The organism is Salipiger sp. ABN3_019 (genome assembly GCF_056158605.1).
Genome location: NZ_JBSWTP010000009.1, coordinates 283,374 through 308,375 on the forward strand (window position 1 = coordinate 283,374; position 25,002 = coordinate 308,375).

Below are 25,002 nucleotides of genomic sequence, written 5' to 3' on the forward strand. Positions count from 1 at the left end.
CGGCCGCGGGGCCTCGCCCCGAATGAGGGATAACGCGTGGGTGCATGGCAATCATACAGGCTTCGGCTGCAGCGCAAACGCTGGCTGATCCGGGCCCTGCGCAAACGGCGTGAACTGACCGCCGTCACCGACCGCACCGGTAGCCTCCGCCCGTCCGATCTCATAGTCTTTTGCACCGCCCGCAACGAGGGCGTGCGCCTGCCGTGGTTCCTGAAATACTACCGCGAGATGGGCGTGAACCATTTCATCATGGTCGACAACGACAGTTCCGACGGCTCGCTCGATTACCTCAAGGCGCAAGAGGATGTCTCGGTCTGGCATACAAGCGCCAGCTACAAACGATCGCGCTTCGGCATGGACTGGATCAACTGGCTGCTGCGCCGCTATGGCCACGGCCATTGGGTGCTGGTGGTCGATCCTGACGAGCTGTTCCTCTACCCGTTCTGCGACACCCGCCCGCTGCGTGCACTGACCGACTGGCTCGACGCCTCCTCGATCAAAAGCTTTTCGGCCATGTTGCTGGACATGTACCCCAAGGGGCGGCTCGACGCGCAGCCCTATGAGGCCGGGCAGGACCCGCTCGAGATCGCCTCGTGGTTCGATGCCGGAAACTACTCGGTGAAAAAGAATAAACGGTTCGGCAACCTGTGGATACAGGGTGGCCCGCGTGCGCGCATGTTCTTCGGCGACCGGCCCGAACGCGCGCCCGCGCTCAACAAGGTGCCGCTGGTCAAATGGGATCGCCGCTACGCCTACGTCAGTTCGACGCATATGCTGCTGCCGCGGGGCCTGAACCTCGTCTATGACGAGTGGGGCGGAGAGAAAGCCTCGGGCCTGCTGCTGCACACCAAGTTTCTCGACACGTTCAACGCCAAGGCCGAAGAGGAGCTCAGCCGCAAACAGCACTACGCCGGCTCGACCGAATATATCGCCTATGCCGAGGGGGTCCGCGACAATCCCGACCTCTGGTGCAAATGGTCCGAGAAATACATCAATTGGCGCCAGCTCGAGATCCTTGGGCTGATGTCCAAGGGCAACTGGGCATGACGGGGCGGCGGCTATGAGCGTCGGGATCATCATGCTGGTGCACACCGCCTTTGACCGCGCCGAGCAGGTGGCGCGGCATTGGGCGCGGGCGGGCTGCCCGGTGGTGATCCATGTGGACAGCAAGGTGCCGGAAAAGACCTATGGCGCCTTCACCAAGGCCCTGTCCGACCTGCCCGAGGTGATCTTCTCGCCCCGCCACCGCTGCGAATGGGGCACATGGGGGCTTGTCGCCGCCAGCCAGGACGCCGCCGAGATGATGCTAGATCGCTTCGCGGCGGTGCGGCACGTCTATCTCACCTCCGGATCCTGTCTGCCGCTGCGCCCGGTCGAGGAACTGATCGACTATCTCGACGCACGCCCTCAGACCGATTTCATCGAAAGCGCCACCACCGCCGATGTTCCGTGGACGGTGGGCGGGCTCGACCACGAGCGGTTCACGCTTTTCTTTCCCTTCTCTTGGCGCCGCAACCGCTACCTCTTTGACCGCTTCGTCGAAGCACAGCGCGCGCTGCACGTCTCGCGCCGGATCCCCAAGGGGGTCGTGCCGCATATGGGCAGCCAGTGGTGGTGCCTCACCCGGCAGACCCTGAGCGCAATCCTGCAGTGCCCGCAGCGCCGCCGCCACGAGCGCTATTTCAAGCGCGTCTGGATCCCCGATGAGAGCTATTTCCAGTCGCTCGCACGGCTCTATTCGCAGAATATCGAAAGCCGTTCCCTGACGCTCTCGAAGTTCGACTTCCAAGGCAAGCCGCACATCTTCTACGACGATCACCTGCAGCTGCTGCGGCGCTCGGATTGTTTCGTCGCGCGCAAGATCTGGCCCCATGCCGGGCGGCTCTATCAAACCTTCCTGAACCATCCCGAAAGCGCTGCGAACCGGCAGGAGCCGAACCCCGGCAAGATCGACCGCATCTTCGCCAAGGCGGTCGACCGCCGGACCCGTGGACGTTCGGGGCTCTATATGCAGTCGCGCTATCCCAACTTCGGCTGGGAGAACGGAATGACCGCGGCGCGCTATTCCGTGTTTCAGGGATTTGCCGAGCTTTTCGAGGATTTCGAGCCGTGGCTCGGTCGTGCCACCGGGGCGCAAGTGCATGGTCATCTCTTCGCCCCCGAGCGCGCCGAATTCGCCGGGGGGCAGACGCTGCTCAACGGCGCGCTGCCGGACACCGCCGCCTACCGCGACTGGAACCCCAAAGCCTTTCTCACCAACCTGATCTGGAGCACGCGGGGCGAGCGCCAGTGCTTTCAGTTCGGACCGCATGACGCGCCCGACATCATGTGGGACATGGCCCGCGACCCCAACGCCCAGATCAGCGTCATCTCGGGCGCTTGGGCGGTGCCCCTGTTCCGCTCCGGGGGGGACTTTTCCAAACTGCGTGCCGAGGCGGCGGCCCTGCAGAAGGCCGAACATGCGCTGCTCGATCAGCTGCGCTCGCCCGACGCCAAGGCGCGCATCCGCATCTGGACCATGGCTGAATTCATCGAGGCCCCGATGGAGCCGCTACAGATGATCATCGACGAGATCGGCCACAAATCCCCCCGCCGCTTGGCAGAGGCGCCGGTGATGCTCGACCTGAACGGCTTTGGCCGGTTCCTGCAGCAACTCAAGAACCAAGGGATGCACCCCTACCTCATGGGCGACTTCCCGGTCGAACCGGCGCCGCGCCCCAGCGCATCTCCGGCGCGCAAACCCTACCTCGTGAAGAACTGAGTTTTCATGTCCAACCGTTTTGACAGTTTCGTCGTCTTTGCCGAGATGCGCACCGGCTCGAATTTCCTCGAGACAAACCTCAACGCGATGGACGGGCTGACCTGCCACGGCGAGGCGTTCAACCCGCACTTCATCGGTTACCCCAATTCGAGCGAAATTCTCGGCATCACTCAGGCAGAGCGCGACGCCGACCCGCTGCGGCTTTTGCAGGTGATCCGGCAGCAGACGCCGGGCGGCATGGGCGGCTTTCGCTTCTTCCACGACCACGATCCGCGCGTGCTGCCGACGCTGCTGGAGGATGAGCGCGTGGCGAAGATCGTGCTGACCCGCAACCCGGTCGAAAGCTACGTCAGTTGGAAGATTGCGCAGGCCACCGGCCAGTGGAAGCTGACCAACGTCAAAAAGCGCAAGGACGCGCAGGCAGAGTTCGACGGCCCCGAGTTCGAGGCGCATCTGGCGCGGCTGCAGGATTTTCAGGTGCATCTGATGACCGCGCTGCAGACCTCTGGGCAGACCGCCTTCTATGTGGCCTATGAGGATCTGCAGAACGTCGCGGTGATGAACGGGCTGGCGAAATGGCTGGGCATCCCGGCCCGGCTTGACGCGCTCGACGCCTCGCTCAAGCGCCAGAACCCGCAGCCCGTGGCCGAGAAGGTCGCCAATCCCGACGAGATGGAGCGCGCACTAGCCCGCCTCGACCGCTTCAACCTTACCCGCACGCCGAGTTTCGAGCCGCGCCGCGGGCCGGTGGTGCCCTCTTACGTGGCAGGCGCGGAAACGCCGCTGATCTACATGCCGATCCACTCTGGCCCCACGGACAGCGTGCGCCAATGGCTCTGCGCCCTCGACGGCGCGACCGAAGAGGCGCTGACCACCGGCTTCAGCCAGAAGACCCTGCGCCAGTGGAAACGCGCGCGGCCCGGACACCGCGGCTTTACCGTCGTGCGTCACCCTCTGGCCCGCGCCTATGACGCCTTCTGCACCAAGATTCTCGACACCGGCCCCGGCGGCTACGCGCGCATCCGCAAGACGTTGCGCCGCGCCCACGGGCTGCCGCTGCCCGAAGGCGCCCCCGGCCCCGACTACACCGCCGAGCAGCACCGCGCCGCCTTCGACGCCTTCCTGCGTTTCGTGAAGGCCAATCTCGCCGGGCAGACCGCCCTGCGCATTGACGGGTATTGGGCTTCGCAAAGCCAGTGCCTGCAGGGCATGGCCGAGTTCACCCTGCCCGATATGATCGTGCGCGAAGACGAGATGGCGGTTTATCTGCCGGCCTTGGCCATGCAGGTGGGTCATCCCGCGCCGCCGGAACCCGAGGCCGAAGGCCGCTCAAGCGCCGCGCCCTATACGCTTGCCGATATCTATGACGCCGACCTCGAAGCGCTGGTGCGGGACGTCTACCAGCGCGACTACCTGATGTTCGGTTTCGGCGACTGGGCCTAGGGCCTCCCATTCAGCAGCGCGCAACGAAAAAGGAGCGGACCTTGTGGCCCGCTCCTTCAGAACGTCATGTCGCGCGAACTCACGCCGCCTGCGACGAGCGGTCCTCGGTCAGCACCGCATAGAGCGTCGCCGGGTCCGGGTTGGCCCGCAGCTTGGTGCAGAGCGCCGCATCGCGCAGCGAGCGCGAGACCAGCGCCAGCGCCTTCAGGTGCTCGACCCCGGCGTCTTCGGGCGCGAAGAGCGCAAAGACCACATCCACCGGCTGACGGTCGACCGCTTCGAATTCAACCGGCTTCTCCAGCAGGATGAACACGCCGTGCACCTGATCGATGCCCGGAATCCGCGCATGCGGCAGCGCGACGCCATGGCCCACGCCGGTGGGTCCAAGGCTTTCACGCTCCATCAGCGCCTCGACGGCCGAGGCCGCGTGGATGCCGTAGGCGGATTCGGCCAGCTCGGCGATGTCATGCATCAGCCGCTTCTTGCTGCTTGCCGCCGCGACGACCTTCACGGCCTGCGGTTTCAGGAGTTCAAGAAAGGTCATTGACCGCCCTTTACTGTCTGCTCGAAGGCGCCGATCACCCGGCAGGTTGCGACCCTTACGGATCGATCCAGCCGATATTGCCGTCTTCACGCCGATACACGACGTTCACGCCATCCTTTTTTTCGTTGCGGAAGACCAGCACGGGAGCCCCGGCCAGTTCCATCTGCATCACGGCTTCGCCTACGGTCAGCGACGGGATCGAAGTCTCCATCTCTGCCACGATAATGGGCTGCAGCGTGTCGGGCTCGGCATCTTCATGCGAGTCCTCTTCGCGCGCGAGGATATACGAGGCAGCGTTCTGGAGTTCAACGGGCTCCGCGCGATCCTTGTGATGGTCTTTCAGGCGTCGCTTGTATCGACGCAGCTGCTTGTCGATCTTCTCGCAGCAGCCGTCGAAGGCCGAGTAGATCTCGGTCGCCTTGTCCTTCGCCGAGGTTGTCAGCCCCGTCGACAGGTGGACAGTGACCTCGCAGACGTATTCATGCGCACTCTTGGAAAAGGTGATATTCGCATCGGTAGGACGGCCAGAGTACTTCCCAAATACCCCATCAAGCTCTTGTTTTGTATGAGTTTGAAGTGCGTCGCCGATATCGATCTGCTTACCCGTGATCTGATAGCGCATCTTTGTTCCTTCTCTCTTTGGATCCGTATCGCATCCAGCCCGGAGGCTGCCTCAGATGTGGTACGGATCAGGGGTGACGCAAGGCCGCTGCAGAATGGATCCGACGTCCCCTCTCCTCTGGGGACGCATATGCCGGAGCTGCAGAATAACGGTGCGTCATGTCCTTATTTGAGGTCAGCACCCCCCGTTTTGTCAATGATCTGTCGCAAACTCGAGAGGGTAGGATAGGCGAAATTCCTCAAGGAATCGCTTTAGCTGATGCGGAAATTTTCACCGAGGTAAACGCGGCGCACGTTTTCGTTCTGCACCACTTCCGCCGGTGTACCCGACATCAGCACCTGCCCGTCGTGCAGGATATAGGCCCGGTCGACGATCTCGAGCGTCTCGCGAACGTTATGATCGGTGATCAGAACGCCGATGCCGCGCTTCTTCAGATCGGCGACAAGATGCCGGATGTCGCCAACGCTGATCGGGTCGACGCCGGCGAAAGGCTCGTCGAGCAGCAGATACTTGGGGTTGGCCGCAAGGCAGCGGGCGATCTCGACCCGGCGCCGCTCACCGCCCGAGAGCGCCAGCGCCGGCGCGCGGCGCAGGTGCTCGATGGAGAAGCCGCCCAGAAGTTCCTCCAGCCGCTCGCGGCGGCGGTGGCGGTCGGTCTCGGAGATATCGAGCACGGCGGCGATATTGTCTTCGACCGAGAGGCCGCGAAAGATGGATTTCTCTTGCGGCAGATAGCCGATGCCCATGCGCGCGCGGCGGTACATGGGCAGATAGGTCACCTCGCGCCCGTCGATGGTCACCTGCCCGCCTTCGGGGTTCACCAGACCGGCGATGGAATAGAAGGTGGTGGTCTTGCCGCAGCCGTTCGGCCCGAGCAGCGCGACGACCTCGCCGCGATCAAGCTTCAGCGTGACGTCGCGGATCACCGTGCGCTTGCGATAGCTCTTGCGCAGGTGCTCGACCCGCAGGCCCTGACCGCCTTCGGTCACAGTAAGTTCGGGGCGGGCCATCAGTTCTGACCTTGCCCGCTGCTGTCTTGATTGATCACCGTCTGCACCCGCCCGGCCATCTGCGCCGTGCCAGCCTCGAGGTTGACCACCATCCGCTCGGAGGTGAGCGCGTTGCCGCCTTGGGTCAGCAGCACATTGCCGGTCATCACCACGGTGCCTGCGTCGATGTCGTAATCCGCGCGCTCTGCCTCGGCGGCTTCCTCGCCGCTGACCAGCGTCACGCCGCCGGTGGCCTCCATGCGCTGGATACGGCCCGCGCCGCTTTCGCCCTCGGCGTAGACCACCAGAACCCGCGGCGCGGCGAGGCGCATCTCGCCCTGCCCGATCACCACATTGCCGGTATAAAGCGCCGTGCCGTCCTTCTGGTTCACCTCCAGCTGGTCGGCGGTCACCTCGACCGGCGCGCTGGTGTCCTGCTGCATCCCGCCGAAAGCCACGCTGGTGCCCTGGGCAGACACGGGGCTGACCAGCGCGAGCAGCGCAATCATCAAGGCGGCAATGCGAACCATCATCAACTCACTCTTTTTCCGGATCATATATCAGCTTCACGCCATCCGTGAAAAGCAGTTGCACGTCATCCTCTTCGCCCGAAGAGGTTATTTTCAGGCGACCGGCGGTGAAACGCCCCGCAGGCCCTTCTCCGCTCACCGGCGCCAGGGTCTCGGCCTCGATACGATCAAGGGCCGCGCGCATCTCGTCTGTGGTGATCACATAGCCGGTCGAACTGGTGATCCGCACGCCCTGTTGCAACAGCGCCGCCTGCATCCCGTCGCTCATCGTGGCGAGGTTCGCATCCAGCGTCAGTCTGCTGCCGTCGGCCATATCCATCGTGGCGAAGAACCCGTCCGCTTCGACCTCGCCGTTATTGCCCGCGGTGGGCCGCGCGCTTTCGGCGGTCATCGTCACCGAGTCGCCGCGCGGCGTGGTGCCGGAATATTGCGGCGCCGCCACCTGCTCCCGCTCGGGAAGGCTACCTTCGGCGTAGGGGATGCTCTGCGAGGTCTGCGAGCCACGCGACAGCAAAAACAGCGTCGAGAGAGAGGCCAGCGCCACCAGCGGCAGCAGGATCTTCAGCCAAGCGATAAAGCTGGAATATAAATCTCGGCGCTGTGCCATCGGTCAGCTATGCGCAAAAATGTCGGTGTCCGCCCAGCCGAGCAGATCGAGCTTGGCGCGTGCGGGCAGGAAATCAAAGCACGATTGCGCAAGCTCACTGCGGCCCTCGCGCGCCAGCATGACGTCGAACGCCTCGCGCAGCCGGTGCAGATGCAGCACGTCGGAAGCCGCGTAGTCGATCTGTGCCTGCTTCAGCTCAGGCGCGCCCCAGTCACTGGATTGCTGCTGCTTCGAAATGTCGACGCCCAGCAGTTCCTGCGCGATGTTCCGCAGGCCGTGACGGTCGGTATAGGTGCGCACAAGACGGCTCGCGATCTTCGTGCAATAGACCGGCGCCGCCAGCGCACCAAAGGCATTATACATGGCAGCAATGTCGAAGCGCCCGAAGTGGAACAGCTTGAGCACCTGCGGATCTTCGAGCAGGCGGCAGAGGTTGGGGGCCTCGGTCTGGCCGCGCGCGACCTGAATCAGATGCGCGTCGCCATCGCCCGCCGAAAGCTGCACGACACACAGCCGGTCGCGATGCGGGTTGAGCCCCATGGTCTCGCAATCGATGGCCACGACAGAGCCAAGGTCCAGCCCGTCCGGCAGATCGCCCTGATAGAGATGGTTCGCCATGCTGGCCCCTTCGGTTCACGCAACGTCGGTTCACGCAGGTTCAATTCGCGTGGGCGCGCGTGATCACGCGCGTATGCCCGCACATAGGCCTCCGCCGCGCGCCATGCAACTGCGGCGGTGACGGCAAGATCGCCACATTCGCCCCTTTGGTCGCCCCCAAATGTGACGATATTTGCCGCCAATGAGGCGCCAAACGGGCGACACACGGCACTGATTCGGGCGCGCCGATCGCAGATTACATCAACTTGTAACATTTCGTGAGTCGCGATGATCGCCTTTGGCGTGTGCCGCCCGACCGGCATTCCGCTCGAGAAAATCACTCGGCCCGGGGATCGGAAACCCGCCATCCAGCGGCGCCTTTGTTTCCCAATTTCGGCAGATGATTTCGTCGCGCTTCTGGCCCAGCCAGCAAAATCACCGGAGTACGGAAACGATCAAGCCGCGGGCCCAATTTTGGACACATCACGAAGACGACGAAAGCGGCGGCAAGCGCGCACCGTTTCCAGAATTTCACACTGAAGAGCAGGCCAGACTGGCCGGAATACCCCGCAAAAAGCCCGTCCATAGGCCCCGTAAGCCCCTCAGCGGCAGGGGTTTCCCGCGCAGATTTCGGTTCCCAAAGTCACCTCAAGATTGCGTTCCTAAGCTTGAGTTGACGATGATCGCGGCTGGTTCCATAAGGGGTCTTGTCGGGCGGACGCCTTATTTCCGCCGCATAACGGCACTTGGGGGTTGGTGCTTCCACTTTGGGAGTGTGTGTGAGTCTGCTGAAAGTCGCTTGGGACTGAACATCTGAAAAATTGATATGCCTGCCGGTCAGGTCCGACCCGCGATGCCCCTGGCACCGTGTTTGAACCTTGCATCCCAAGGCCGTCCCGCGCGCCCGAGTGCCGCCTTGCATAGCTTCCGTCGATGAACCTCGGGGAGGTCGAATTGACGATGCATGCCAACCAATCGCGAAACGCGGTTGTCGATTTCGAAAACCTGATCGACGAGGCGCTGAACAGCGCCCCGCATCGTGCCGCCTATCGCGGCGTGTTCAAGCGCGTGCTCGACATTGCGCTGGTACTGATCATGGCGCTGCCGGTGCTGCCCTTCGTGCTGGTCTTTGCCGCGCTGGTGGCGCGTGATGGCCATGCGCCGTTTTACCTGCAACGCCGTGTCGGGCGGAATGGGCGCGTATTCCGTATGTGGAAGCTGCGCACCATGGTGCCGAACGCCGATTGCCTGCTGGCGGCGCATCTGCGGGCGAACCCGCTGGCGCGCATCGAGTGGGACCGCAATCAGAAGCTGCGCAACGATCCCCGCATCACCCCGCTCGGGCGTCTGCTGCGCAAGACCTCGATCGACGAGCTGCCGCAGCTGTGGAACGTGCTGCGCGGCGAGATGTCGCTCGTCGGCCCGCGCCCGATGATGGTCGAGCAGACCCCGATCTACCCCGGCACCGCCTATTACGCGCTGCGCCCCGGTATCACCGGTTTCTGGCAGACCTCGGTGCGCAACGAGGCCAGCTTCTCAGAGCGGGCGAAGTTCGACACCGCCTATCTGGCGGAACTGTCCTTCGTGACCGACATCAAGGTGCTGGCGCGCACCGTCAAAGTGGTCTGGACCGGCACCGGCTGCTGACACGCCCCTCCCCCCGAGACGGCACAAAGCCCCCGCAAACGCGGGGGCTTTCTTTTTACCTTCCTGCGCGACCCGCCCCAAAGCAAAGGGCGCCCGGGTTTCACCGGACGCCCTCTTTCGGTCGTCTCTGCGGCGGCTGGCGATCAGGCGCTCGGCAGGATGACGATCTCGACGCGGCGGTTCTGCTGCTTGCCTTCCGGCGTCAGGTTCGACGCGATCGGCTGATCTTCGCCGCGACCGATCGACTGCACGCGGTAGGAGGGCACGCCCTGCTGCATCAGCAGCGAGGCCACAGCCGACGCGCGACGCTGCGAGAGCGACTGGTTGTAGGCAGCCGCGCCGTCGCTGTCGGTGTGGCCGATCACCTGAACGGTGGTGTCAGGATATTCCATCAGGCTGCGGCCGACGGTGGCGATATCGCCCTGCAGGTCGGGACGCAGCGACGCGCTGTCTGTGGCAAACAGGATGTCCTGCGGCATGGTCACGATCAGGCGGTCACCGGTGTTGGTGATGCCGACGTTGTTGCCAAGCTGCTGGCGCAGCGCCGCTTCCTGCTTGTCGAGGTTGTTGCCGATCAGGCCGCCCGCGATGGCACCTGCAGCAGCGCCCGCAAGCGCGTTTTTGGTGGCGTCGGAGTTGTTGCCGCCAATGGCGCGGCCCGCGACAGCGCCGCCAAGGGCGCCGATCAGCACGCCGTTCTTGGCTTGGCGGTTCGGATCGTTCACGTCGGTACAGGCGCTCAGCGCCATGGCGCCGGCGAGAGTGAGAAGAACGGTTGTCTTTGCCCGGAACATGTAATGCCTCGTTTCGTTGGCCCAAACTTGGGTGTGCCCCTGTTATAGTGCCCATATCCGCTCCGCCAATGGCGCGCTGCACACATTGTCGGCAGATCCCCGCCCACGTTTGTCATAGTATTTCCGGCATAGTGCTTGCGGGCTTTCAGGCCCGCGCGCCAAGCTCCTGCGACCCGGCTTTTGGCGCTCCGGCCTCCTGCGCCTCCAGCCGCGCCGCTTCCCAGGCGAGGATTGCGCGCTTCACCGGCAGACCCCAGTGGTAGCCGCCGAGCCCGCCCGACTTGCGCAGCGCCCGGTGGCAGGGGATCAGCAGCGAGACCGGATTGCGCCCCACGGCGGTGCCCACCGCGCGCACCGCACGCGGGCTGCCGATGGCCTCGGCGATCTCGGAATAGCTGGTGACATGCCCCGAGGGGATGCGCATCAACGCCTCCCAGACCTTGATCTGGAACGGCGCGCCAATGAGGTAGATCGGCAGCTCGCCCTGCTGCTGCACCCCGAAGGCCGCCAGCACCCAAGGGCGCAGGAACATCGGATCTTCGATGAACTCGGCATTGGGCCAGCGCGACAGCAGGTCCTGAAAGGTCTCCTCCTCGCCCGCTTCGGCGGCAAAGCCCATGCCGCAGATGCCCTTCTCGGTGCCCATGACCAGCGCCGGGCCGAAGGGGCTTTCGAACCAGCCCCAGAAGATCACCAACCCCTGCCCTCCCTTGGCAAACTCGCCGGGGCTCATCGCCTCCCAGCGCAGGAAGAGGTCATGCAGCCGCCCGCCGCCCGAGAGCCCCGCCGCATGCGCCGTCTCCAGCGTCGAGAACCGGTCCGAGAGCAGCGCCTTGGCGTGGCCGAGCGCGAGATACTGCTGGAAGCGCTTCGGCGAGACCCCGGCCCAGCGGGAGAACAGCCGCTGGAAATGCGCCGGGCTCATGTCCATCTGCGCCGCCAGCGTCTCGAGCGTCATCTGCGGGCCGCCCGCGTCAATCAGCTCGATCGCGCGGCGCATGACATTGAAGTGGTATCCCTGCTGTGCAAGCTCGCCCATCGCGGCCTCCTGATGCTCCTGACCCTTGGAATAGCGGGAAACCGGCCTCGCGCGCGACCCGAATGTTGCGCAAGCGGCGCGGGCGGGATTTGCGTATTTATCAAAGAGAAGAAGGTGGACTTGCGGGAATGGGCCCGGCGTTGCATAGCAGAGATCATGGCCAAGCAGCTCGATTATCACACGATCCGCGAGATCTTCACCCGCTTCCACGCCTCCGAACCGGAGCCGAAAGGGGAGCTCGACCACGTTAACGCTTACACGCTGGTGGTGGCGGTGGCGCTTTCGGCGCAGGCGACCGACGCGGGGGTGAACCGCGCGACGCATGAGCTGTTCAAGATCGCCGACACGCCCGAGAAGATGCTCGCGCTCGGCGAAGAGGGCGTCATTCAGCACATCAAGACCATCGGCCTTTACCGCAACAAGGCCAAGAACGTCATCAAGCTGTCGAAAATCCTCGTCGAGGACTACGGCGGCGAGGTGCCCTGTTCGCGCGCCGCGCTGGAAAGCCTGCCCGGCGTCGGGCGCAAGACTGCCAATGTGGTGCTGAACATGTGGTGGCACTATCCGGCGCAGGCGGTGGACACGCATATCTTCCGCTTCGGCAACCGTTCGGGGGTCTGCCCCGGCAAGGATGTCGTCGCCGTCGAGCGCGCCATCGAAGACAATATCCCGGTGGATTTCCAGCAGCATGCGCATCACTGGATGATCCTGCACGGGCGCTACACCTGCGTCGCGCGCAAGCCCAAATGCGGGGCCTGCCTGATCCGCGACCTCTGCCAGTTCGAGGAAAAAACCCTATGAAGAAGTATCAGGTTGTCGGCATCGGCAACGCCATCGTCGACGTGCTGACCCGGGCCGATGACTCGTTCCTCGAGCATATGGGCATCACCAAGGGCATCATGCAGCTGGTCGAGCGCGAGCGCGCCGAGCTGCTTTATAGCGCCATGGAGGGCCGGGTGCAGGCGCCGGGTGGCTCGGTGGCCAACACGCTTGCGGGCCTCGGCAACCTCGGGCTGCGCACCGCCTTCATCGGCCGGGTGCATGACGACGCGCTGGGGCGTTTCTATGCCGAGGCGATGGAGAAGGACGGCACCGCCTTCGTCAACCCGCCGGTGCCCGGCGGTGAGCTGCCGACCTCGCGCTCGATGATCTTCGTGTCCCCGGACGGCGAGCGCTCGATGAACACCTACCTTGGCATCTCGGCCGAGCTGGGCCCGGATGATGTGGACGAAGCGGTGGCCGCCGAGGCCGAGATCGTCTTTCTCGAGGGCTATCTCTTCGACAAGGACAAGGGCAAGGAGGCCTTCATCCGCCTCGCCCGCGCCTGCCGCGCGGCGGGCGGCAAGGCCGGGATCGCCATTTCCGATCCGTTCTGCGTCGAGCGTCACCGCGAGGACTTCCTGCAGCTGATCGAGCACGAGATGGACTATGTGATCGGCAATGAGGCCGAGATCCGCTCGCTCTATCAGGACGGCTCGCTGGAGGCCGATCTGGCCCGTGTCGCGGCGATCTGCCCGCTGGTGATCTGCACCCGCTCGGGCGATGGGGTGACGATCATGCGCGATGGCGAGCGCACCGATGTGCCGGTGACCAAGATCGTCCCCGTCGATGCCACCGGCGCGGGCGACCAGTTCGCCGCGGGGTTCCTTTATGGGCTCGCCACCGGCACCGACATGGCGACCGCGGGCCGCATGGGCACCGTCGCGGCGACCGAGGTGATCAGCCACATGGGCCCGCGCCCCGAGGCCAGCCTTCCCGAGCTTTTCCGCGAGGCCGGTCTGCTCTGAGGCGGCCCATCCCCCGAAAACGAGAACGGCGTCCCCGCGGGGACGCCGTTTTTCGTTGCGGCACAGCTTGGCGCGCTTAATGCGCCTCCGCCCAGTTCGCCCCCTGCCCGGCGTCGACCACCAGCGGCACGTCGAGCTTCACCACCGGCTCGGCGGCGCCCTCCATGACCTCGCGCGCGGTGGCGATGAGCGTGTCGACGCCGCCCTCCTCGACCTCGAAGATCAACTCGTCGTGCACCTGCAGCAGCATCTTGGCGGGCTGGCCCTCAATCGCGGCGGGCATGCGGATCATCGCGCGGCGGATGATGTCCGCCGCCGTGCCCTGGATTGGCGCGTTGATCGCGGCGCGGCGCGCAAAGCCCGAGCGCGGGCCCTTGGCGTTGATCTCGGGCGTGTGGATCACCCGTCCGAACAGCGTCTCGACCCGGTCGTGTTCCTTGGCGAAGGCAATGGTGTCATCCATGTAGGTCTTGATGCCCGGGAAGCGCTCGAAATAGCGGTCGATGAAGGCCTGCGCCTCGCCGCGCGGGATGCGCAGGTTGCGCGCAAGGCCGAAGCCCGAGATGCCGTAGATCACCCCGAAGTTGATCGCCTTGGCGCGGCGGCGGATCTCCGGCGTCATCTCGTCCATCGGCACGCCGAACATCTCGGACGCGGTCATCGCGTGAATGTCCTGCCCCTCGCGGAAGGCCTGCTTGAGCGCGGCGATATCGGCCATATGCGCAAGGATGCGCAGCTCGATCTGGCTGTAGTCCAGCGCCACGATCACCTTGCCCTCGGGCGCGACAAAGGCCTCGCGGATGCGCCGCCCCTCTTCCGAGCGCACCGGGATGTTCTGCAGGTTCGGCTCGGTCGAGGCGAGACGCCCGGTGTTGGCCCCGGCGATGGAATAGGAGGTGTGCACCCGGCCGGTCTCGGCGTTGATATGCTCCTGCAGCGCGTCGGTGTAGGTCGACTTCAGCTTCTGCATCTGGCGGTAGTCCAGCACGCGGGCGGCGAAGTCATGCTCGGTGGCGAGATCCTCCAGCACCTCGGCGGGCGTCGACCATGCGCCGGTCTTGGTCTTCTTGCCGCCCTCGAGCCCCATCTCGGCAAAGAGGATCTCGCCCACCTGCGCCGGGGAGTTGACGTTGAACGGGTGCCCCGCCAGTTCGTGCAGTTCGGCCTCAAGCCCGGCCATCTTCTGCGCGAAGGCGGTGGACATGCGCGAGAGCGTGCCGCGGTCCACCTGCACACCGGCAAGCTCCATCTGCGCCAGCACCGGCACCAGCGGGCGCTCAGTGCCTTCATAGACGCGGGTGACGCGGGAGAGGTGCAGTCGCGGCTTCAGCAGCTTCCACAGGCGCAGGGTGATATCGGCGTCTTCGGCGGCGTATTTCACCGCATCCTCGATCGGCACCCGGTCGAAGGTGATCATCTTTTTGCCCGAGCCCAAGAGCTCCTTGATCGGGATCGGCGTGTGGCCGAGGTAACGCTCCGACAGCGTGTCCATACCGTGGCCGTGCAGACCTGCGTGCAGCGCGTAAGAGATCAGCATGGTGTCGTCGATCGGCGCGACGCCGATACCGTAGCGCGACAGCACCTTGGCATCGTATTTCATGTTCTGGCCGATCTTCATCACCGCCGGGTCTTCGAGCAGCGGCTTCAGCAGGTCCAGCGCCTCGTTCATCGGCATCTGCCCCTCGGCCAGATCGTCCGAGCCGAAAAGGTCGCTCTCGCCGCCTGCCGCGCGATGCGCCAGCGGGATGTAGCAGGCCTGCCCCGGCTCGACGGCCAGCGAGACGCCGACCAGATCGCAGGTCATCTCGTTGAGGCCGGTGGTCTCGGTGTCCACCGCGACCCAGCCGCACTGCCGGGCCTGCGCGATCCACGGCGCAAGATCCGCGGCGCTTTTCACCCATGTGTAGGCGGCAGGATCGATGGGCGGCATCTCGGGCGCGTCACCGGCGGCGGGCGTGTCGGCGGCGGGCGCCTTGGCCTCGGTGATCACCGGCGCCTCGGCCCCGAGGGTGTTTGCGATGCGCTTGGTCAGCGTGCTGAATTCCATCTCGGCGAGGAAGGTCAGCAACTTCTCGGGATCAGGATCCTGCACCTCGAGATCGTCGAGGGTGAAATCCAGCGGCGTCTCGCAATCGAGTTGCACCAGCTTTTTGGACAGTTCGATCTGCGCGCGGTTCTCGACCAGCGTCTGGCGGCGCTTGGGCTGCTTGATCTCCTCGGCGCGGTCCAGAAGCTCTTCGAGCGAGCCATATTCGTTGATCAGCAGCGCCGCGGTCTTGATGCCGATGCCCGGTGCACCCGGCACGTTGTCGACCGAATCCCCGGCCAGCGCCTGTACGTCCACTACGCGCTCGGGGCCGACGCCGAATTTCTCGATCACCCCATCGCGGTCGATGCGGCGGTTCTTCATCGCGTCCAGCATCTCGACGCCATCGCCGACCAGCTGCATCAGATCCTTGTCCGAGGAGATGATGGTCACGCGCCCGCCCGCATCGCGCGCCTGACACGAAAGCGTGGCGATGATGTCGTCGGCCTCATAGCCCTCAAGCTCCTTGCAGGCGATATTGAAGGCGATGGTGGCGTCGCGGGTGAGCGGGATCTGCGGGCGCAGATCCTCTGGCATCGCCTCGCGGTTGGCCTTGTACTGATCATAAAGATCGTTGCGGAAGGTGTGGCTGCCCTTGTCGAAGATCACCGCCACATGGGTCGGCGCATCGGGGCCGGAGCTGTCCTCGACGTATTTCTGCAGCATGTTGCAAAAGCCGCTGACCGCGCCGATGGGCAGCCCGTCAGACTTGCGGGTGAGCGGCGGCAGCGCGTGATAGGCCCGGAAAATGAAGGCCGAACCGTCGATCAGATGCAGATGGCAGCCCTTGCCGAACTGGGTCATGGTGGCGTCTCCTTGGCCTCGCGCGTTTGCATCGGTTTGCCACGGGCAGGCGCAGGGTGCCAGAGGCGATCACGGCTATGCGCAGGTTGCAGGGGGGCGCTGCCCCCGCCCGCTGCCGCGGCCTCCCCCGGGATATTTCGATCTAGACGAAGCAGGTCCAGGTTCCCGCAGCTTCGTCTAGACCCAAATATCCCCGCCGGAGGCAGGCCCGGCGGCACCGCAGGGCGCGCCCCTGGGCAAGCGCTCAGCCGCTGCCGATGAGCACCCCTGCCGCCAGCACCAGCCCGCCGCCGAGCACCACCTGCATCGCCGCGCGTAGGAACGGGGTTTCCATATAGCGCTTCTGGATCCAAGCGATGGCCCAGAGCTCGCAGAAAACGATGATCCAAGCGATGATCGTCGCCGTCCAGAAATGCGGGATCAGATAGGGCAGCGCATGGCCGAGACCGCCCAGCGTCGTCATCACCCCCGAGGCGATGCCGCGCTTCAGCGGCGAGCCACGGCCCGACAGCTCACCATCGTCCGACGCGGCCTCGGTGAACCCCATGGAGATGCCCGCGCCGACCGAAGCGGCGAGGCCCACGAGGAAGGTCGTCCATGTGTCTTGCGTGGCGAAGGCGGTGGCAAAGATCGGCGCCAGCGTCGAGACAGAGCCGTCCATCAGCCCCGCCAGCCCCGGCTGCACCCATGTCAGCACGAACTGGCGGTGCGCCATGCGGTCTTCGCTTTCGCGCGCCGCCCCATCGAGATGTGTCTCAGCCAGTTCCCCCGCGCGTTCCTCGTGGCCTGCCTCCGCTGCCGCGAGATCCCCCAACAGCTTGCGCGTGGCGGCGTCGCTGCTGCGCTTGGCGGCCTCCACATAGAACCGCTCGGCGTCGCGTTCCATCGCCTCGGCCTCGTCGCGGATGCGCTCGAGCGGCAAATTCTGCACCAGCCAGACCGGGCGGCGTGCGTAGAAACCCGCCACATGCTCGCGCCGGATCAGCGGAATCACTTCGCCAAAGCGCATGCGGTGCAGGTTGATCAGCGCCCGGCGGTGGCCGTCTTCCTCTTCGGCCATACCGTCGAAGATCGCCGCCGTGTCGGGATAGTCGGCGCGCAGCATCTCGGCGTAGGAGCGGTAGATGCGGGCGTCATCCTCCTCCGAGGAAATCGCCAGCGCGAGCACTTCCTGCTCGCTCAGGTCGCGGAAGTGACGCCGCTGGGTGAAAAAACGCATGGGAGGACTCCGGGAGTACCAGTTTAGAATAATTCTAATCTAGGGAATTTCACCGCAGTGGCAAGGCGGCAGAATGTCCCTTCTTCCGGCATCTTGCTTGCTTGAACTGAACTGGGCGGTTTATGCTTGTCCGGACAAAGGAGCAGCCCGATGAGGACCGAGACAGCTGGCGTGCGCCGCGGGCGGAAGTTCGAACAAGTGCTGGATGGGGCACGGGCGATCTTTCTCCGCGATGGGTTCGAAGGCGCCAATGTCGATGAGATCGCCAAGGCCGCCGGGGTCTCCAAAGCGACGCTCTACAGTTACTTCCCCGACAAGCGCCTGCTCTTCATGGAGATGGCCAGCCGCCAATGCGCGCTGCAGTCCGAAAGCGCCATGACCACCATCGATCCCGGCCAGCCGCCGGCGGTGGTGCTGCCGCTGGTGGCGCGCAGCTTCCTTGATTTCGTGCTTTCGGACACCGGGCAGCGGATCTTTCGCATCTGCATCGCCGAGGCCGACCGCTTTCCTGATCTCGGCCGCCAGTTCTATCAGACCGGGCCGATGTTCATGCACCGCAAGCTCACCGGCTATCTCGAGGCGGCGCGGGCCCGCGGCGAGCTGAAGGTCGAGGATATCGAACTGGCCGCCGATCAATTCACCGAACTGTGCAAGGCCGGTATCTGGATCCGCGCGGTGTTCGGCGTGGCCGCGCGCCCCGGCCCGGCAGAGATCACCCGGGTGGCCGATGGCGCGGTGGCCACCTTCCTTGCCCGCTATGGTGCCTGACCCGGATTTCTGACTGGGGCGCCTGACCAGCGGGGTCAGTCGAGCCGCCGCACCAGCATCTGGTTGCCCGGCCCGCGCTTGGTCTCAAAGACTTTCAGCTCATCCACCAGATCCGACAGCTTGCGCTTGCCGTAGCTGCGGGTGTCGAAATCGGGGTTGGCGGCGGTGATGAACTGCCCCAGTTGGCCGAGCGTATACCAATCGTCTTCCTGCTCGATCGCATCCATGGCGGTGAAGATAAGGTTGCGCGCATCTTCGAGGCTGCCGCTCTTCTGCGGCTTGATCCCCGCCGCCTTTTCCGGCGCGCTGTCGAGGTTTTCGAGGAAGATGAACCGCTTGCAGGCCTTGCGGAAGGCATCGGGCGTTTTCTGCATCCCCATGCCATAGACATCCAGCCCCTGCTCGCGGATGCGGCTGGCAAGCCGGGTGAAATCGCTGTCGGAACTGACCAGCACGAAGCCGTCGAACCGGCCCGAATGCATGAGGTCCATGGCGTCGATGACCAGCGCGATGTCGCTGGCGTTCTTGCCCACGGTATTGGCGGGCTGGTGGTGCGGCACCAGGCCGAACTCGGCGGTCACCTTGGACCAGCCCGACATCTGCTGGCTGGAAAAATCGCCGTAGCAGCGGCGCACGCTGGCCTCGCCGAGGCTGGCCAATTCGTCAAAAATCGCCTTGGCGTATTTCGGCGACGTATTGTCGGCGTCGATCAGAACCGCCAGCAGGCGGGTGTCGTCTCGCATCTTTATCTCCTTCGCGGGCTCAGTTTCCCGCAAGCGTCTTGTACATGACCAGCGCATCCACGTCGCCCTCTGCGGGGTGGTGGAAGGCACCGGGAAGGCGGCCGACAATGTCAAAGCCCGCCCTCTGCCAGGTCTCGACCGCGCGGCGGTTGGTCGAGACCACGAAATTGAACTGCATGGCTCGGAAGCCAAGCTGCGGCGCGATCTTTAGCGAATGCGCCAACATGCTGCGGGCGATCCCCTTGCCGCGCGCTTCACCCGCGGTGACATAGCCGCAGTTGCACACGTGAGAGCCGCCGCCCTTCTGGTTGCGCACGATATAGTAGGTTCCCAGCAACCGCGCCCCGTCGCTCACCACGAAGACCCGCCGCTCGGGCCCGGTCCAATAGGCGATCGCCGCCTCGCGCGAGATGTCGGGGTCGATTGCATAGGTGTCGCCGGCGCGGAACACCGGCTCCAGCATCTGCCACAGGCCCTCGGCATCTTCGGGCGCATAGGCGCGCAGCTCTATCGTCTCGCTCATCAGCTCTGCCCCTCGGTCTCGATATGGATGATCTCGCCGCAATGCTTGCAATGGATCGCATCGGCGTCATGCAGGCGCAGCCCACAGGTGGCGCAGGTCTTCTTCACCTTGATCGGGCGGAACAGCACCTGCGCCAGCCGCAGAAACAGGGTGACGCCACAGATCATCACCACCACGGAGATCACCCGGCCCCACGAGCCGTCGAGCGTGATGTCGCCATAGCCGGTGGTGGTGAGCGTGGTCACGGTGAAATAGAGCGCATCGGCGTAATTGTTGATGTCGTCATTGGTGCGGTACTGCAGGGCGTAAACCAGCCCGGTCATCACAAAGAGGAAGACCATCAGGTTCACCACCGCGATCAGCACGTCCTCGTTCTGGCGAAAGAACCTGAAGTCCTCGCGCAGCCGCTTGCTGAGCTGGTAGGTGTGCAAGAGCCGCAGTGTGCGCAGCACCCGCAGGAAGCCCAGCCCTTCCCCAGCCAGCGGCGCGAGGAAAGAGATCAGCGAAACCAGATCGGCCAGCGTCGCCGGGCTGAACAGAAAAGGCGTTTTACGCGGCGCGATCCACAGCCGCGCGAGGAAATCGGCGAGGATCACCACACCGAAGAGCACGTCGATGGTCTCCACCAGCCGCCCGTGATCGGTGAAGGAGGTGCCGATGACAAACACGACGGTGAAGATGTCGAAAGCCAACAGCGCATAGCGAAAGCGGTGCGCCAAATCGCTATCGCCCTCGTAGAGGTCCCTCAATTTGTCGCGCAGGCTCATCTCGGCCATCCCCTGTTCGGCAATATTGCAGCTATAGGGTGGCGCGGGACTCCCGGCAAGCCAAGCGCCTGCCGGGAAAATTTTCACAAAGGGCGCTGTGCCCCGGCGGGGTCACGCCGATCTCAGAACTCGACCACCGCGCGGATCGACTTGCCCTCATGCATGAGATCGAAGCCGTGGTTGATCTCGTCGAGAGTCAGCTTGTGGGTGATCATCGGGTCGATCTCGATCTTCCCGTCCATGTACCAGTCGACGAATTTCGGCACATCGGTGCGGCCCTTGGCGCCGCCAAACGCCGTGCCCTTCCAGACCCGGCCGGTGACCAGTTGGAACGGGCGGGTGCTGATCTCGGCCCCCGCCGGTGCCACGCCGATGATCACCGACACGCCCCAGCCGCGGTGCGAGCACTCCAGCGCGTCGCGCATGACCTTGACGTTGCCCGTCGCGTCGAAGCTGTAATCCACGCCGCCGATCTGATCCGCGCCGCGCTTGGTCAGATCCACGATGGCCTGCACCGTGCTGTCGACCTTCGACGGGTTCACGAAATGGGTCATGCCGAACTTGCGGGCCATCTCGGCCTTGGAGTCGTTGAGGTCCACGCCGATGATCATATCGGCCCCGGCCATGCGCAGGCCCTGGATCACATTGAGCCCGATGCCGCCCAGCCCGAAGACCGCCGCGGTCGCGCCGATCTCGACCCCCGCCGTGTTGATCACCGCGCCGATGCCGGTGGTGACGCCGCAGCCGATGTAGCAGATCTTGTCGAAGGGCGCGTCGTCGCGCACTTTCGCCAGCGCGATCTCCGGCATCACCGTGTGATTAGCGAAGGTCGAGCAGCCCATGTAGTGATGGATCGGCGTGCCATCGAGCATCTTGAAGCGCGTGGTGCCGTCGGGCATCAGCCCCTGCCCTTGGGTGTTGCGGATCGCGGTGCAGAGGTTGGTCTTGCCCGACAGGCACGACGGGCACTCGCGGCACTCGGGGGTATAAAGCGGAATGACGTGATCTCCGGGCTTCAGCGTGGTGACGCCCTCGCCCACTTCCAGCACCACACCGGCGCCCTCATGGCCGAGGATGGCCGGAAAAATGCCCTCGGGGTCGGCGCCCGAGCGGGTGAACTCATCGGTGTGGCAAAGACCGGTGGCCTTGATCTCCACGAGCACCTCTCCGGCCTTCGGGCCGTCAAGCTCCACCTCCATGATCTCGAGCGGTTTGCCGGCTTCCAGCGCCACGGCTGCACGGGTTCTCATGTCTCTGTCCTTCCTGAAGGGAATGCGGTTGTCCGCACCTAGCTTCGGCTTTCCTTCTGCCGCAAGCAGTTATGCGCCCTTTCGCAGAATTTTCACGACACGGCCCGGTTTTCATTGTTCAACAAATACGCAGCCCGCCACCCTGTCTGCGCTTTCATCTTTCCCCAAAATACTCACCGCCACCCTCCGCCAAAGGCGCGGCGCAAAAGAAAAGGGCCCCACCGTCTCCGGCAGGGCCCAGTCTCTCCGATGGAGAGGATATCTTATTCGGCGTCTGCCAGAGCCTCTTCGGCTTCGAGGCGCGCTTTGTCGGCTGCGCCTTTGGCTGCGACGTCGCGGTCGACGAACTCGATGATCGCCATCGGCGCCATGTCACCATAGCGGAAGCCAGCTTTCAGGATGCGAACGTAGCCGCCCTGACGCTCGGCGTAGCGCGGGCCAAGCACTTCGAAGAGCTTCGCAACGTGCATGTCCTGCTTGAGCTGCGACGCAGCCTGACGGCGGGCGTGGACGTCGCCGCGCTTGCCGAGGGTGATGAGCTTTTCCACCACGCGGCGCAGTTCTTTCGCCTTGGGCAGAGTGGTTTTGATCTGCTCATGCTCGATGAGCGAGCCGGCCATGTTTGCCCACAGCGCCTTGCGGTGCTCGTGGGTACGGTTCAGGCGGCGGTAACCTTTAGCGTGACGCATATTCTATCTCCAGATACGTGTTTTGCTTTGTCCGGGACCCCATGCGTGCGGGGCCCTCTCCTTGGGGCAGAATTGCCCTTGTGTGAAAGGCGGGGTTTCCCCCGCCCCTCAGTTGGCTCAGAACTGGTCTTCCAGTTTCTTTGCCAGATCTTCGATGTTGTCCGGCGGCCAGTCCTCGACGTCCATGCCAAGGTGCAGACCCATGCCCGACAGCACTTCTTTGATCTCGTTCAGCGATTTGCGGCCGAAGTTCGGGGTGCGGAGCATCTCGGCTTCGGTCTTCTGGATGAGATCGCCGATGTAGACGATGTTGTCGTTCTTCAGGCAGTTCGCCGAACGCACCGACAGTTCCAGCTCGTCAACCTTCTTGAGAAGGAGCGGGTTGAACTCGAGACCATCGTCGTCGTCCTGACGGCCAGCGGATTCGGGCTCTTCGAAGTTGACGAAGATCGACAGCTGGTCCTGCAGGATGCGGGCGGCGAATGCGATCGCGTCCTCGGGCGTGACCGAACCATCGGTCTCGACCTTCATGGTCAGCTTGTCATAGTCCAGAACCTGACCTTCGCGGGTCGGCTGCACGTCGTAGGCGACTTTCTTGACCGGCGAGTAGATCGCGTCGATCGGAATAAGGCCGATCGGTGCGTCTTCCGGCTTGTTCTTGTCAGCCGAAACGTAGCCCTTGCCGGTGTTGACCGTCAGTTCCACGTAGAAATCCGCGCCCTCGTCGAGGTGGCAGATCACGTGATCCTTGTTCAGCACGTCGATGCCAGCGGTTTCCGCGATATCGGCAGCCGTCACCACGCCCGGACCTTTGGCGGTCAGGGACAGGCGCTTGGGGCCTTCGACTTCCATGCGGAGAGCCACACCCTTTAGGTTCAGGATGATGTCGGTGACATCTTCCCGCACACCGGCGACCGACGAGAACTCGTGCAGCACGTTGTCGATCTGCACCGAGGTGATTGCCGCGCCCTGAAGGCTCGACAGCAGGACCCGACGCAGCGCGTTGCCGAGGGTCAGGCCGAAACCACGCTCGAGCGGCTCGGCGACGAGGGTCGCAACGCGGGTAGGATCGGCGCCGGGGCGAACCTCCAGCTGGGTCGGCTTGATAAGTTCAGCCCAGTTCTTGTGGATCATGCGTCCCTCCATTCCAGTCCGCGCCCCATGTCCAAAGGCGCAGACGCCCGAGGTTAAAATGACGAAGGCAGGGCCCCGCACTCACGGCAGGGCCCCACCCGATAAGTTGATGCGATCAGACGCGACGACGCTTCGGCGGGCGGCAGCCGTTGTGTGCAATCGGCGTCACGTCACGGATCGACGTGATGTTGAAGCCAGCAGCTGCCAGAGCGCGCAGAGCCGATTCACGACCCGAACCGGGGCCCTGAACTTCGACTTCCAGCGTCTTCACACCATGTTCCTGAGCCTTGCGGCCTGCATCTTCGGCGGCGAGCTGAGCAGCATAGGGGGTCGACTTACGCGAGCCCTTGAAGCCCATGGTGCCGGCGGACGACCAGGAGATCGCATTGCCTTGCACGTCCGAGATCAGGATCTTGGTGTTGTTGAACGACGAGTTAACATGCGCCACGCCTGCGGCGATGTTCTTGGAGACCTTCTTCTTGCCTCCGCGACGGGTATCACGTGCCATTGGTCAGCCTCCCTTATTTCTTCTTGCCTGCGATGGGCTTTGCGGGGCCCTTGCGCGTGCGAGCGTTGGTGTGAGTCCGCTGACCGCGGACCGGGAGGTTGCGACGGTGACGCAGGCCACGGTAGCAGCCAAGGTCCATCAGGCGCTTGATGTTCATCTGCGTTTCGCGACGCAGGTCACCTTCGACGGTGTAGTTCGCGTCGATGTGCTCGCGGATCGCCAGAACTTCAGCGTCCGACAGCTCGTTCACACGACGGGTTGCGTCGATGTTCACGGCTTCGCAGATGGCTTTGGCGGAGGTGTCGCCGATACCGGTGATGTAAGTCAGGGCGATCGGCACCCGCTTATGGGTCGGGATGTTAACGCCGGCAATACGTGCCAAGTGTCTATTCCTTTCGTTGCGGTTCCGTAGCTCCAGAACCTTTTTTCACAACATGAGCCCGAGGCACGAAGGCGCCGCCGGGCTGTCCGCTGATGAGGTGATCTGCAAGGCAGGCAAAGCCAGCCCAACAAATTGAGTCTCGATAAGAGATGGGAGTGGGTATGAGGATTCGTAAGGGCCGTCAAGACCCATTCGGGAACCATTCTCGATCCCCATCGTTTACAGTCTCATGCAGGTCACGACAACCCTTCCCCAAGTCCCCGGCAGCCACCCTGCCCTCTCTTTCCGCATCGCGCAACCCCGCGTGAGCGAGGCGCCTCAATGATTTACCAGTTGCTCTACACCAGCCGCTCGCTGTTCCCGCGGCGGCATCCTTCGGACGTGGACATCATGACGAAGGCGATGGATCGCAACCTGATCCTCGGGGTAACCGGCTGTCTGCTGCGCGAGGAAGGTGGCTTCTGTCAGGTGCTTGAAGGGGCGCGCAGCACCGTGCGCGGCCTGTTCGAGGAGATCCGTCAGGACAGTCGCCATTTTTCGGTAGTCGAGCGGGTGAACCGGCAGGTCACCGAGCGCATGTTCCCACGCTGGTCGATGGCCTATGGCACCTTGTCGCTGGAGGATCGGGCGTATCTGGCGCGCCTCTACGCCGGAGAGGGGCGGAATCTCTCGGTCGCCTTTGCCCGGGTCCAGCGGATCGCCGGGGCGGCCTGAGGCGGTTCTATCTAAGGCGGGGAAGGAGGTGGGGGCTCTGCCCCCGTCCGCGGGC

The 25,002-nt window shown here is 64.2% G+C and carries 26 protein-coding genes; 8 read left to right on the forward strand and 18 right to left on the reverse strand.

Annotated features, from left to right (window positions below):
• The first annotated feature begins 36 nt into the window (after positions 1-36).
• Genes ACXAD2_RS09435 through ACXAD2_RS09445 form a run of 3 tightly spaced genes read left to right on the forward strand, consistent with a single transcriptional unit; the run spans position 37 to position 4,204 of the window.
• Positions 37-1,047, forward strand: coding sequence for a glycosyltransferase family 2 protein (locus ACXAD2_RS09435; protein ID WP_224903600.1), 1,011 nt, complete (start codon positions 37-39; stop codon positions 1,045-1,047).
• 13 nt (positions 1,048-1,060) lie between these two features.
• Positions 1,061-2,761 carry a DUF5927 domain-containing protein gene (locus ACXAD2_RS09440; protein ID WP_475169307.1) on the forward strand — a complete coding sequence of 567 codons (1,701 nt, stop codon included), beginning with the start codon at positions 1,061-1,063 and terminating at the stop codon, positions 2,759-2,761.
• A gap of 6 nt (positions 2,762-2,767) precedes the next feature.
• On the forward strand, positions 2,768-4,204 hold the full coding sequence (locus ACXAD2_RS09445) for a sulfotransferase family 2 domain-containing protein (protein WP_475169310.1): 1,437 nt from the start codon (positions 2,768-2,770) through the stop codon (positions 4,202-4,204).
• Positions 4,205-4,283: 79 nt separating this feature from the next.
• Here ACXAD2_RS09445 and ACXAD2_RS09450 read toward each other — a convergent pair whose 3' ends face one another.
• From ACXAD2_RS09450 to ACXAD2_RS09475, 6 genes are all read right to left on the reverse strand, one after another.
• The gene (locus ACXAD2_RS09450) at positions 4,284-4,748 is read right to left on the reverse strand and encodes a PTS sugar transporter subunit IIA (RefSeq protein ID WP_475169312.1); all 465 of its coding nucleotides are present in this window, start codon (positions 4,746-4,748) and stop codon (positions 4,284-4,286) included.
• 55 nt (positions 4,749-4,803) lie between these two features.
• The gene (gene hpf, locus ACXAD2_RS09455) at positions 4,804-5,370 is read right to left on the reverse strand and encodes a ribosome hibernation-promoting factor, HPF/YfiA family (protein ID WP_066104177.1); all 567 of its coding nucleotides are present in this window, start codon (positions 5,368-5,370) and stop codon (positions 4,804-4,806) included.
• A gap of 251 nt (positions 5,371-5,621) precedes the next feature.
• Complete coding sequence (gene lptB, locus ACXAD2_RS09460; protein WP_066104174.1) at positions 5,622-6,380, reverse strand: LPS export ABC transporter ATP-binding protein; 759 nt, start codon at positions 6,378-6,380, stop codon at positions 5,622-5,624.
• Positions 6,380-6,889 carry a lipopolysaccharide transport periplasmic protein LptA gene (gene lptA / locus ACXAD2_RS09465; protein WP_224903647.1) on the reverse strand — a complete coding sequence of 170 codons (510 nt, stop codon included), beginning with the start codon at positions 6,887-6,889 and terminating at the stop codon, positions 6,380-6,382. Before lptA ends, lptB begins: the two co-directional genes overlap by 1 nt.
• A 7-nt stretch (positions 6,890-6,896) precedes the next feature.
• On the reverse strand, positions 6,897-7,496 hold the full coding sequence (gene lptC / locus ACXAD2_RS09470; protein WP_475169317.1) for an LPS export ABC transporter periplasmic protein LptC: 600 nt from the start codon (positions 7,494-7,496) through the stop codon (positions 6,897-6,899).
• A 3-nt stretch (positions 7,497-7,499) separates the two neighbouring features.
• Entirely contained in the window at positions 7,500-8,114 is a 615-nt protein-coding gene (locus tag ACXAD2_RS09475) for a ribonuclease D (protein ID WP_164182044.1), read from the reverse strand.
• 939 nt (positions 8,115-9,053) lie between these two features.
• On the opposite strand from ACXAD2_RS09475, the gene ACXAD2_RS09480 reads away from it, so the two are divergent.
• Complete coding sequence (locus ACXAD2_RS09480) at positions 9,054-9,740, forward strand: sugar transferase (protein WP_475174805.1); 687 nt, start codon at positions 9,054-9,056, stop codon at positions 9,738-9,740.
• Between the two features lie 143 nt (positions 9,741-9,883).
• Here ACXAD2_RS09480 and ACXAD2_RS09485 read toward each other — a convergent pair whose 3' ends face one another.
• The gene (locus ACXAD2_RS09485) at positions 9,884-10,534 is read right to left on the reverse strand and encodes a YiaD family glycine zipper/OmpA-like lipoprotein (RefSeq protein WP_475169318.1); all 651 of its coding nucleotides are present in this window, start codon (positions 10,532-10,534) and stop codon (positions 9,884-9,886) included.
• A 145-nt stretch (positions 10,535-10,679) separates the two neighbouring features.
• On the reverse strand, positions 10,680-11,573 hold the full coding sequence (locus ACXAD2_RS09490; RefSeq protein WP_475169320.1) for a methylated-DNA--[protein]-cysteine S-methyltransferase: 894 nt from the start codon (positions 11,571-11,573) through the stop codon (positions 10,680-10,682).
• Between the two features lie 156 nt (positions 11,574-11,729).
• On the opposite strand from ACXAD2_RS09490, the gene nth reads away from it, so the two are divergent.
• Together nth and ACXAD2_RS09500 are read left to right on the forward strand one after the other, a co-directional pair.
• A complete protein-coding gene (nth, locus tag ACXAD2_RS09495; RefSeq protein WP_164182037.1) occupies positions 11,730-12,374 on the forward strand; it encodes an endonuclease III in 645 nt (214 codons plus the stop codon).
• Positions 12,371-13,360, forward strand: a complete 990-nt coding sequence (locus tag ACXAD2_RS09500; RefSeq protein WP_475169322.1) for an adenosine kinase — start codon at positions 12,371-12,373, stop codon at positions 13,358-13,360. Before nth ends, ACXAD2_RS09500 begins: the two co-directional genes overlap by 4 nt.
• Before the next feature lie 76 nt (positions 13,361-13,436).
• Here the strand turns inward: ACXAD2_RS09500 and polA are convergent, their stop codons facing one another.
• On the reverse strand, positions 13,437-16,250 hold the full coding sequence (polA, locus tag ACXAD2_RS09505; RefSeq protein WP_475169324.1) for a DNA polymerase I: 2,814 nt from the start codon (positions 16,248-16,250) through the stop codon (positions 13,437-13,439).
• A gap of 244 nt (positions 16,251-16,494) precedes the next feature.
• The gene (gene mbfA, locus ACXAD2_RS09510) at positions 16,495-17,469 is read right to left on the reverse strand and encodes an iron exporter MbfA (RefSeq protein ID WP_475169327.1); all 975 of its coding nucleotides are present in this window, start codon (positions 17,467-17,469) and stop codon (positions 16,495-16,497) included.
• 150 nt (positions 17,470-17,619) lie between these two features.
• Here mbfA and ACXAD2_RS09515 point away from each other — a divergent pair, with 150 nt between their 5' ends.
• Complete coding sequence (locus tag ACXAD2_RS09515) at positions 17,620-18,237, forward strand: TetR/AcrR family transcriptional regulator (RefSeq protein WP_164182031.1); 618 nt, start codon at positions 17,620-17,622, stop codon at positions 18,235-18,237.
• Between the two features lie 35 nt (positions 18,238-18,272).
• On the opposite strand, the gene ACXAD2_RS09520 is transcribed toward ACXAD2_RS09515, so the two are convergent.
• From ACXAD2_RS09520 to rpsM, 8 genes are all read right to left on the reverse strand, one after another.
• Positions 18,273-18,980: an NYN domain-containing protein gene (locus tag ACXAD2_RS09520; RefSeq protein WP_066104148.1), complete on the reverse strand. Its 708-nt coding sequence runs from the start codon at positions 18,978-18,980 to the stop codon at positions 18,273-18,275.
• A gap of 19 nt (positions 18,981-18,999) precedes the next feature.
• A complete protein-coding gene (locus tag ACXAD2_RS09525) occupies positions 19,000-19,503 on the reverse strand; it encodes an N-acetyltransferase family protein (protein WP_475169332.1) in 504 nt (167 codons plus the stop codon).
• Positions 19,503-20,270, reverse strand: a complete 768-nt coding sequence (locus ACXAD2_RS09530) for an ion transporter (protein ID WP_475169335.1) — start codon at positions 20,268-20,270, stop codon at positions 19,503-19,505. Before ACXAD2_RS09530 ends, ACXAD2_RS09525 begins: the two co-directional genes overlap by 1 nt.
• 122 nt (positions 20,271-20,392) lie before the next feature.
• The gene (locus ACXAD2_RS09535; protein WP_475169337.1) at positions 20,393-21,520 is read right to left on the reverse strand and encodes an S-(hydroxymethyl)glutathione dehydrogenase/class III alcohol dehydrogenase; all 1,128 of its coding nucleotides are present in this window, start codon (positions 21,518-21,520) and stop codon (positions 20,393-20,395) included.
• A 263-nt stretch (positions 21,521-21,783) separates the two neighbouring features.
• Positions 21,784-22,209, reverse strand: coding sequence for a 50S ribosomal protein L17 (gene rplQ / locus ACXAD2_RS09540; protein WP_066104137.1), 426 nt, complete (start codon positions 22,207-22,209; stop codon positions 21,784-21,786).
• A gap of 117 nt (positions 22,210-22,326) precedes the next feature.
• A complete protein-coding gene (locus ACXAD2_RS09545; protein WP_066104134.1) occupies positions 22,327-23,343 on the reverse strand; it encodes a DNA-directed RNA polymerase subunit alpha in 1,017 nt (338 codons plus the stop codon).
• Between the two features lie 115 nt (positions 23,344-23,458).
• Positions 23,459-23,851 (reverse strand): 30S ribosomal protein S11, encoded by a 393-nt coding sequence (gene rpsK / locus ACXAD2_RS09550; protein ID WP_066104130.1) that lies wholly within the window; start codon positions 23,849-23,851, stop codon positions 23,459-23,461.
• Positions 23,852-23,864: 13 nt separating this feature from the next.
• Positions 23,865-24,233, reverse strand: a complete 369-nt coding sequence (gene rpsM, locus ACXAD2_RS09555; RefSeq protein WP_066104127.1) for a 30S ribosomal protein S13 — start codon at positions 24,231-24,233, stop codon at positions 23,865-23,867.
• Positions 24,234-24,554: 321 nt separating this feature from the next.
• Here rpsM and ACXAD2_RS09560 point away from each other — a divergent pair, with 321 nt between their 5' ends.
• Positions 24,555-24,947: a BLUF domain-containing protein gene (locus ACXAD2_RS09560; RefSeq protein ID WP_475169340.1), complete on the forward strand. Its 393-nt coding sequence runs from the start codon at positions 24,555-24,557 to the stop codon at positions 24,945-24,947.
• Positions 24,948-25,002: the final 55 nt, after the last annotated feature.

What these genes read in the sequence shown, in the direction of transcription:
- ACXAD2_RS09480 (WP_475174805.1), top strand. Translation starts at nt 9,054, where the DNA reads ATGCATGCCAACCAATCGCGAAACGCGGTTGTCGATTTCGAAAACCTG.
- hpf (WP_066104177.1), bottom strand. Translation starts at nt 5,370, where the DNA reads ATGCGCTATCAGATCACGGGTAAGCAGATCGATATCGGCGACGCACTT.
- ACXAD2_RS09450 (WP_475169312.1), bottom strand. Translation starts at nt 4,748, where the DNA reads ATGACCTTTCTTGAACTCCTGAAACCGCAGGCCGTGAAGGTCGTCGCG.
- ACXAD2_RS09440 (WP_475169307.1), top strand. Translation starts at nt 1,061, where the DNA reads ATGAGCGTCGGGATCATCATGCTGGTGCACACCGCCTTTGACCGCGCC.
- lptB (WP_066104174.1), bottom strand. Translation starts at nt 6,380, where the DNA reads ATGGCCCGCCCCGAACTTACTGTGACCGAAGGCGGTCAGGGCCTGCGG.
- ACXAD2_RS09535 (WP_475169337.1), bottom strand. Translation starts at nt 21,520, where the DNA reads ATGAGAACCCGTGCAGCCGTGGCGCTGGAAGCCGGCAAACCGCTCGAG.
- ACXAD2_RS09445 (WP_475169310.1), top strand. Translation starts at nt 2,768, where the DNA reads ATGTCCAACCGTTTTGACAGTTTCGTCGTCTTTGCCGAGATGCGCACC.
- ACXAD2_RS09500 (WP_475169322.1), top strand. Translation starts at nt 12,371, where the DNA reads ATGAAGAAGTATCAGGTTGTCGGCATCGGCAACGCCATCGTCGACGTG.
- nth (WP_164182037.1), top strand. Translation starts at nt 11,730, where the DNA reads ATGGCCAAGCAGCTCGATTATCACACGATCCGCGAGATCTTCACCCGC.
- ACXAD2_RS09545 (WP_066104134.1), bottom strand. Translation starts at nt 23,343, where the DNA reads ATGATCCACAAGAACTGGGCTGAACTTATCAAGCCGACCCAGCTGGAG.
- polA (WP_475169324.1), bottom strand. Translation starts at nt 16,250, where the DNA reads ATGACCCAGTTCGGCAAGGGCTGCCATCTGCATCTGATCGACGGTTCG.
- ACXAD2_RS09560 (WP_475169340.1), top strand. Translation starts at nt 24,555, where the DNA reads ATGATTTACCAGTTGCTCTACACCAGCCGCTCGCTGTTCCCGCGGCGG.
- rplQ (WP_066104137.1), bottom strand. Translation starts at nt 22,209, where the DNA reads ATGCGTCACGCTAAAGGTTACCGCCGCCTGAACCGTACCCACGAGCAC.
- mbfA (WP_475169327.1), bottom strand. Translation starts at nt 17,469, where the DNA reads ATGCGTTTTTTCACCCAGCGGCGTCACTTCCGCGACCTGAGCGAGCAG.
- ACXAD2_RS09520 (WP_066104148.1), bottom strand. Translation starts at nt 18,980, where the DNA reads ATGCGAGACGACACCCGCCTGCTGGCGGTTCTGATCGACGCCGACAAT.
- ACXAD2_RS09475 (WP_164182044.1), bottom strand. Translation starts at nt 8,114, where the DNA reads ATGGCGAACCATCTCTATCAGGGCGATCTGCCGGACGGGCTGGACCTT.
- ACXAD2_RS09530 (WP_475169335.1), bottom strand. Translation starts at nt 20,270, where the DNA reads ATGAGCCTGCGCGACAAATTGAGGGACCTCTACGAGGGCGATAGCGAT.
- ACXAD2_RS09490 (WP_475169320.1), bottom strand. Translation starts at nt 11,573, where the DNA reads ATGGGCGAGCTTGCACAGCAGGGATACCACTTCAATGTCATGCGCCGC.
- rpsK (WP_066104130.1), bottom strand. Translation starts at nt 23,851, where the DNA reads ATGGCACGTGATACCCGTCGCGGAGGCAAGAAGAAGGTCTCCAAGAAC.
- ACXAD2_RS09525 (WP_475169332.1), bottom strand. Translation starts at nt 19,503, where the DNA reads ATGAGCGAGACGATAGAGCTGCGCGCCTATGCGCCCGAAGATGCCGAG.
- lptC (WP_475169317.1), bottom strand. Translation starts at nt 7,496, where the DNA reads ATGGCACAGCGCCGAGATTTATATTCCAGCTTTATCGCTTGGCTGAAG.
- lptA (WP_224903647.1), bottom strand. Translation starts at nt 6,889, where the DNA reads ATGGTTCGCATTGCCGCCTTGATGATTGCGCTGCTCGCGCTGGTCAGC.
- ACXAD2_RS09515 (WP_164182031.1), top strand. Translation starts at nt 17,620, where the DNA reads ATGAGGACCGAGACAGCTGGCGTGCGCCGCGGGCGGAAGTTCGAACAA.
- ACXAD2_RS09485 (WP_475169318.1), bottom strand. Translation starts at nt 10,534, where the DNA reads ATGTTCCGGGCAAAGACAACCGTTCTTCTCACTCTCGCCGGCGCCATG.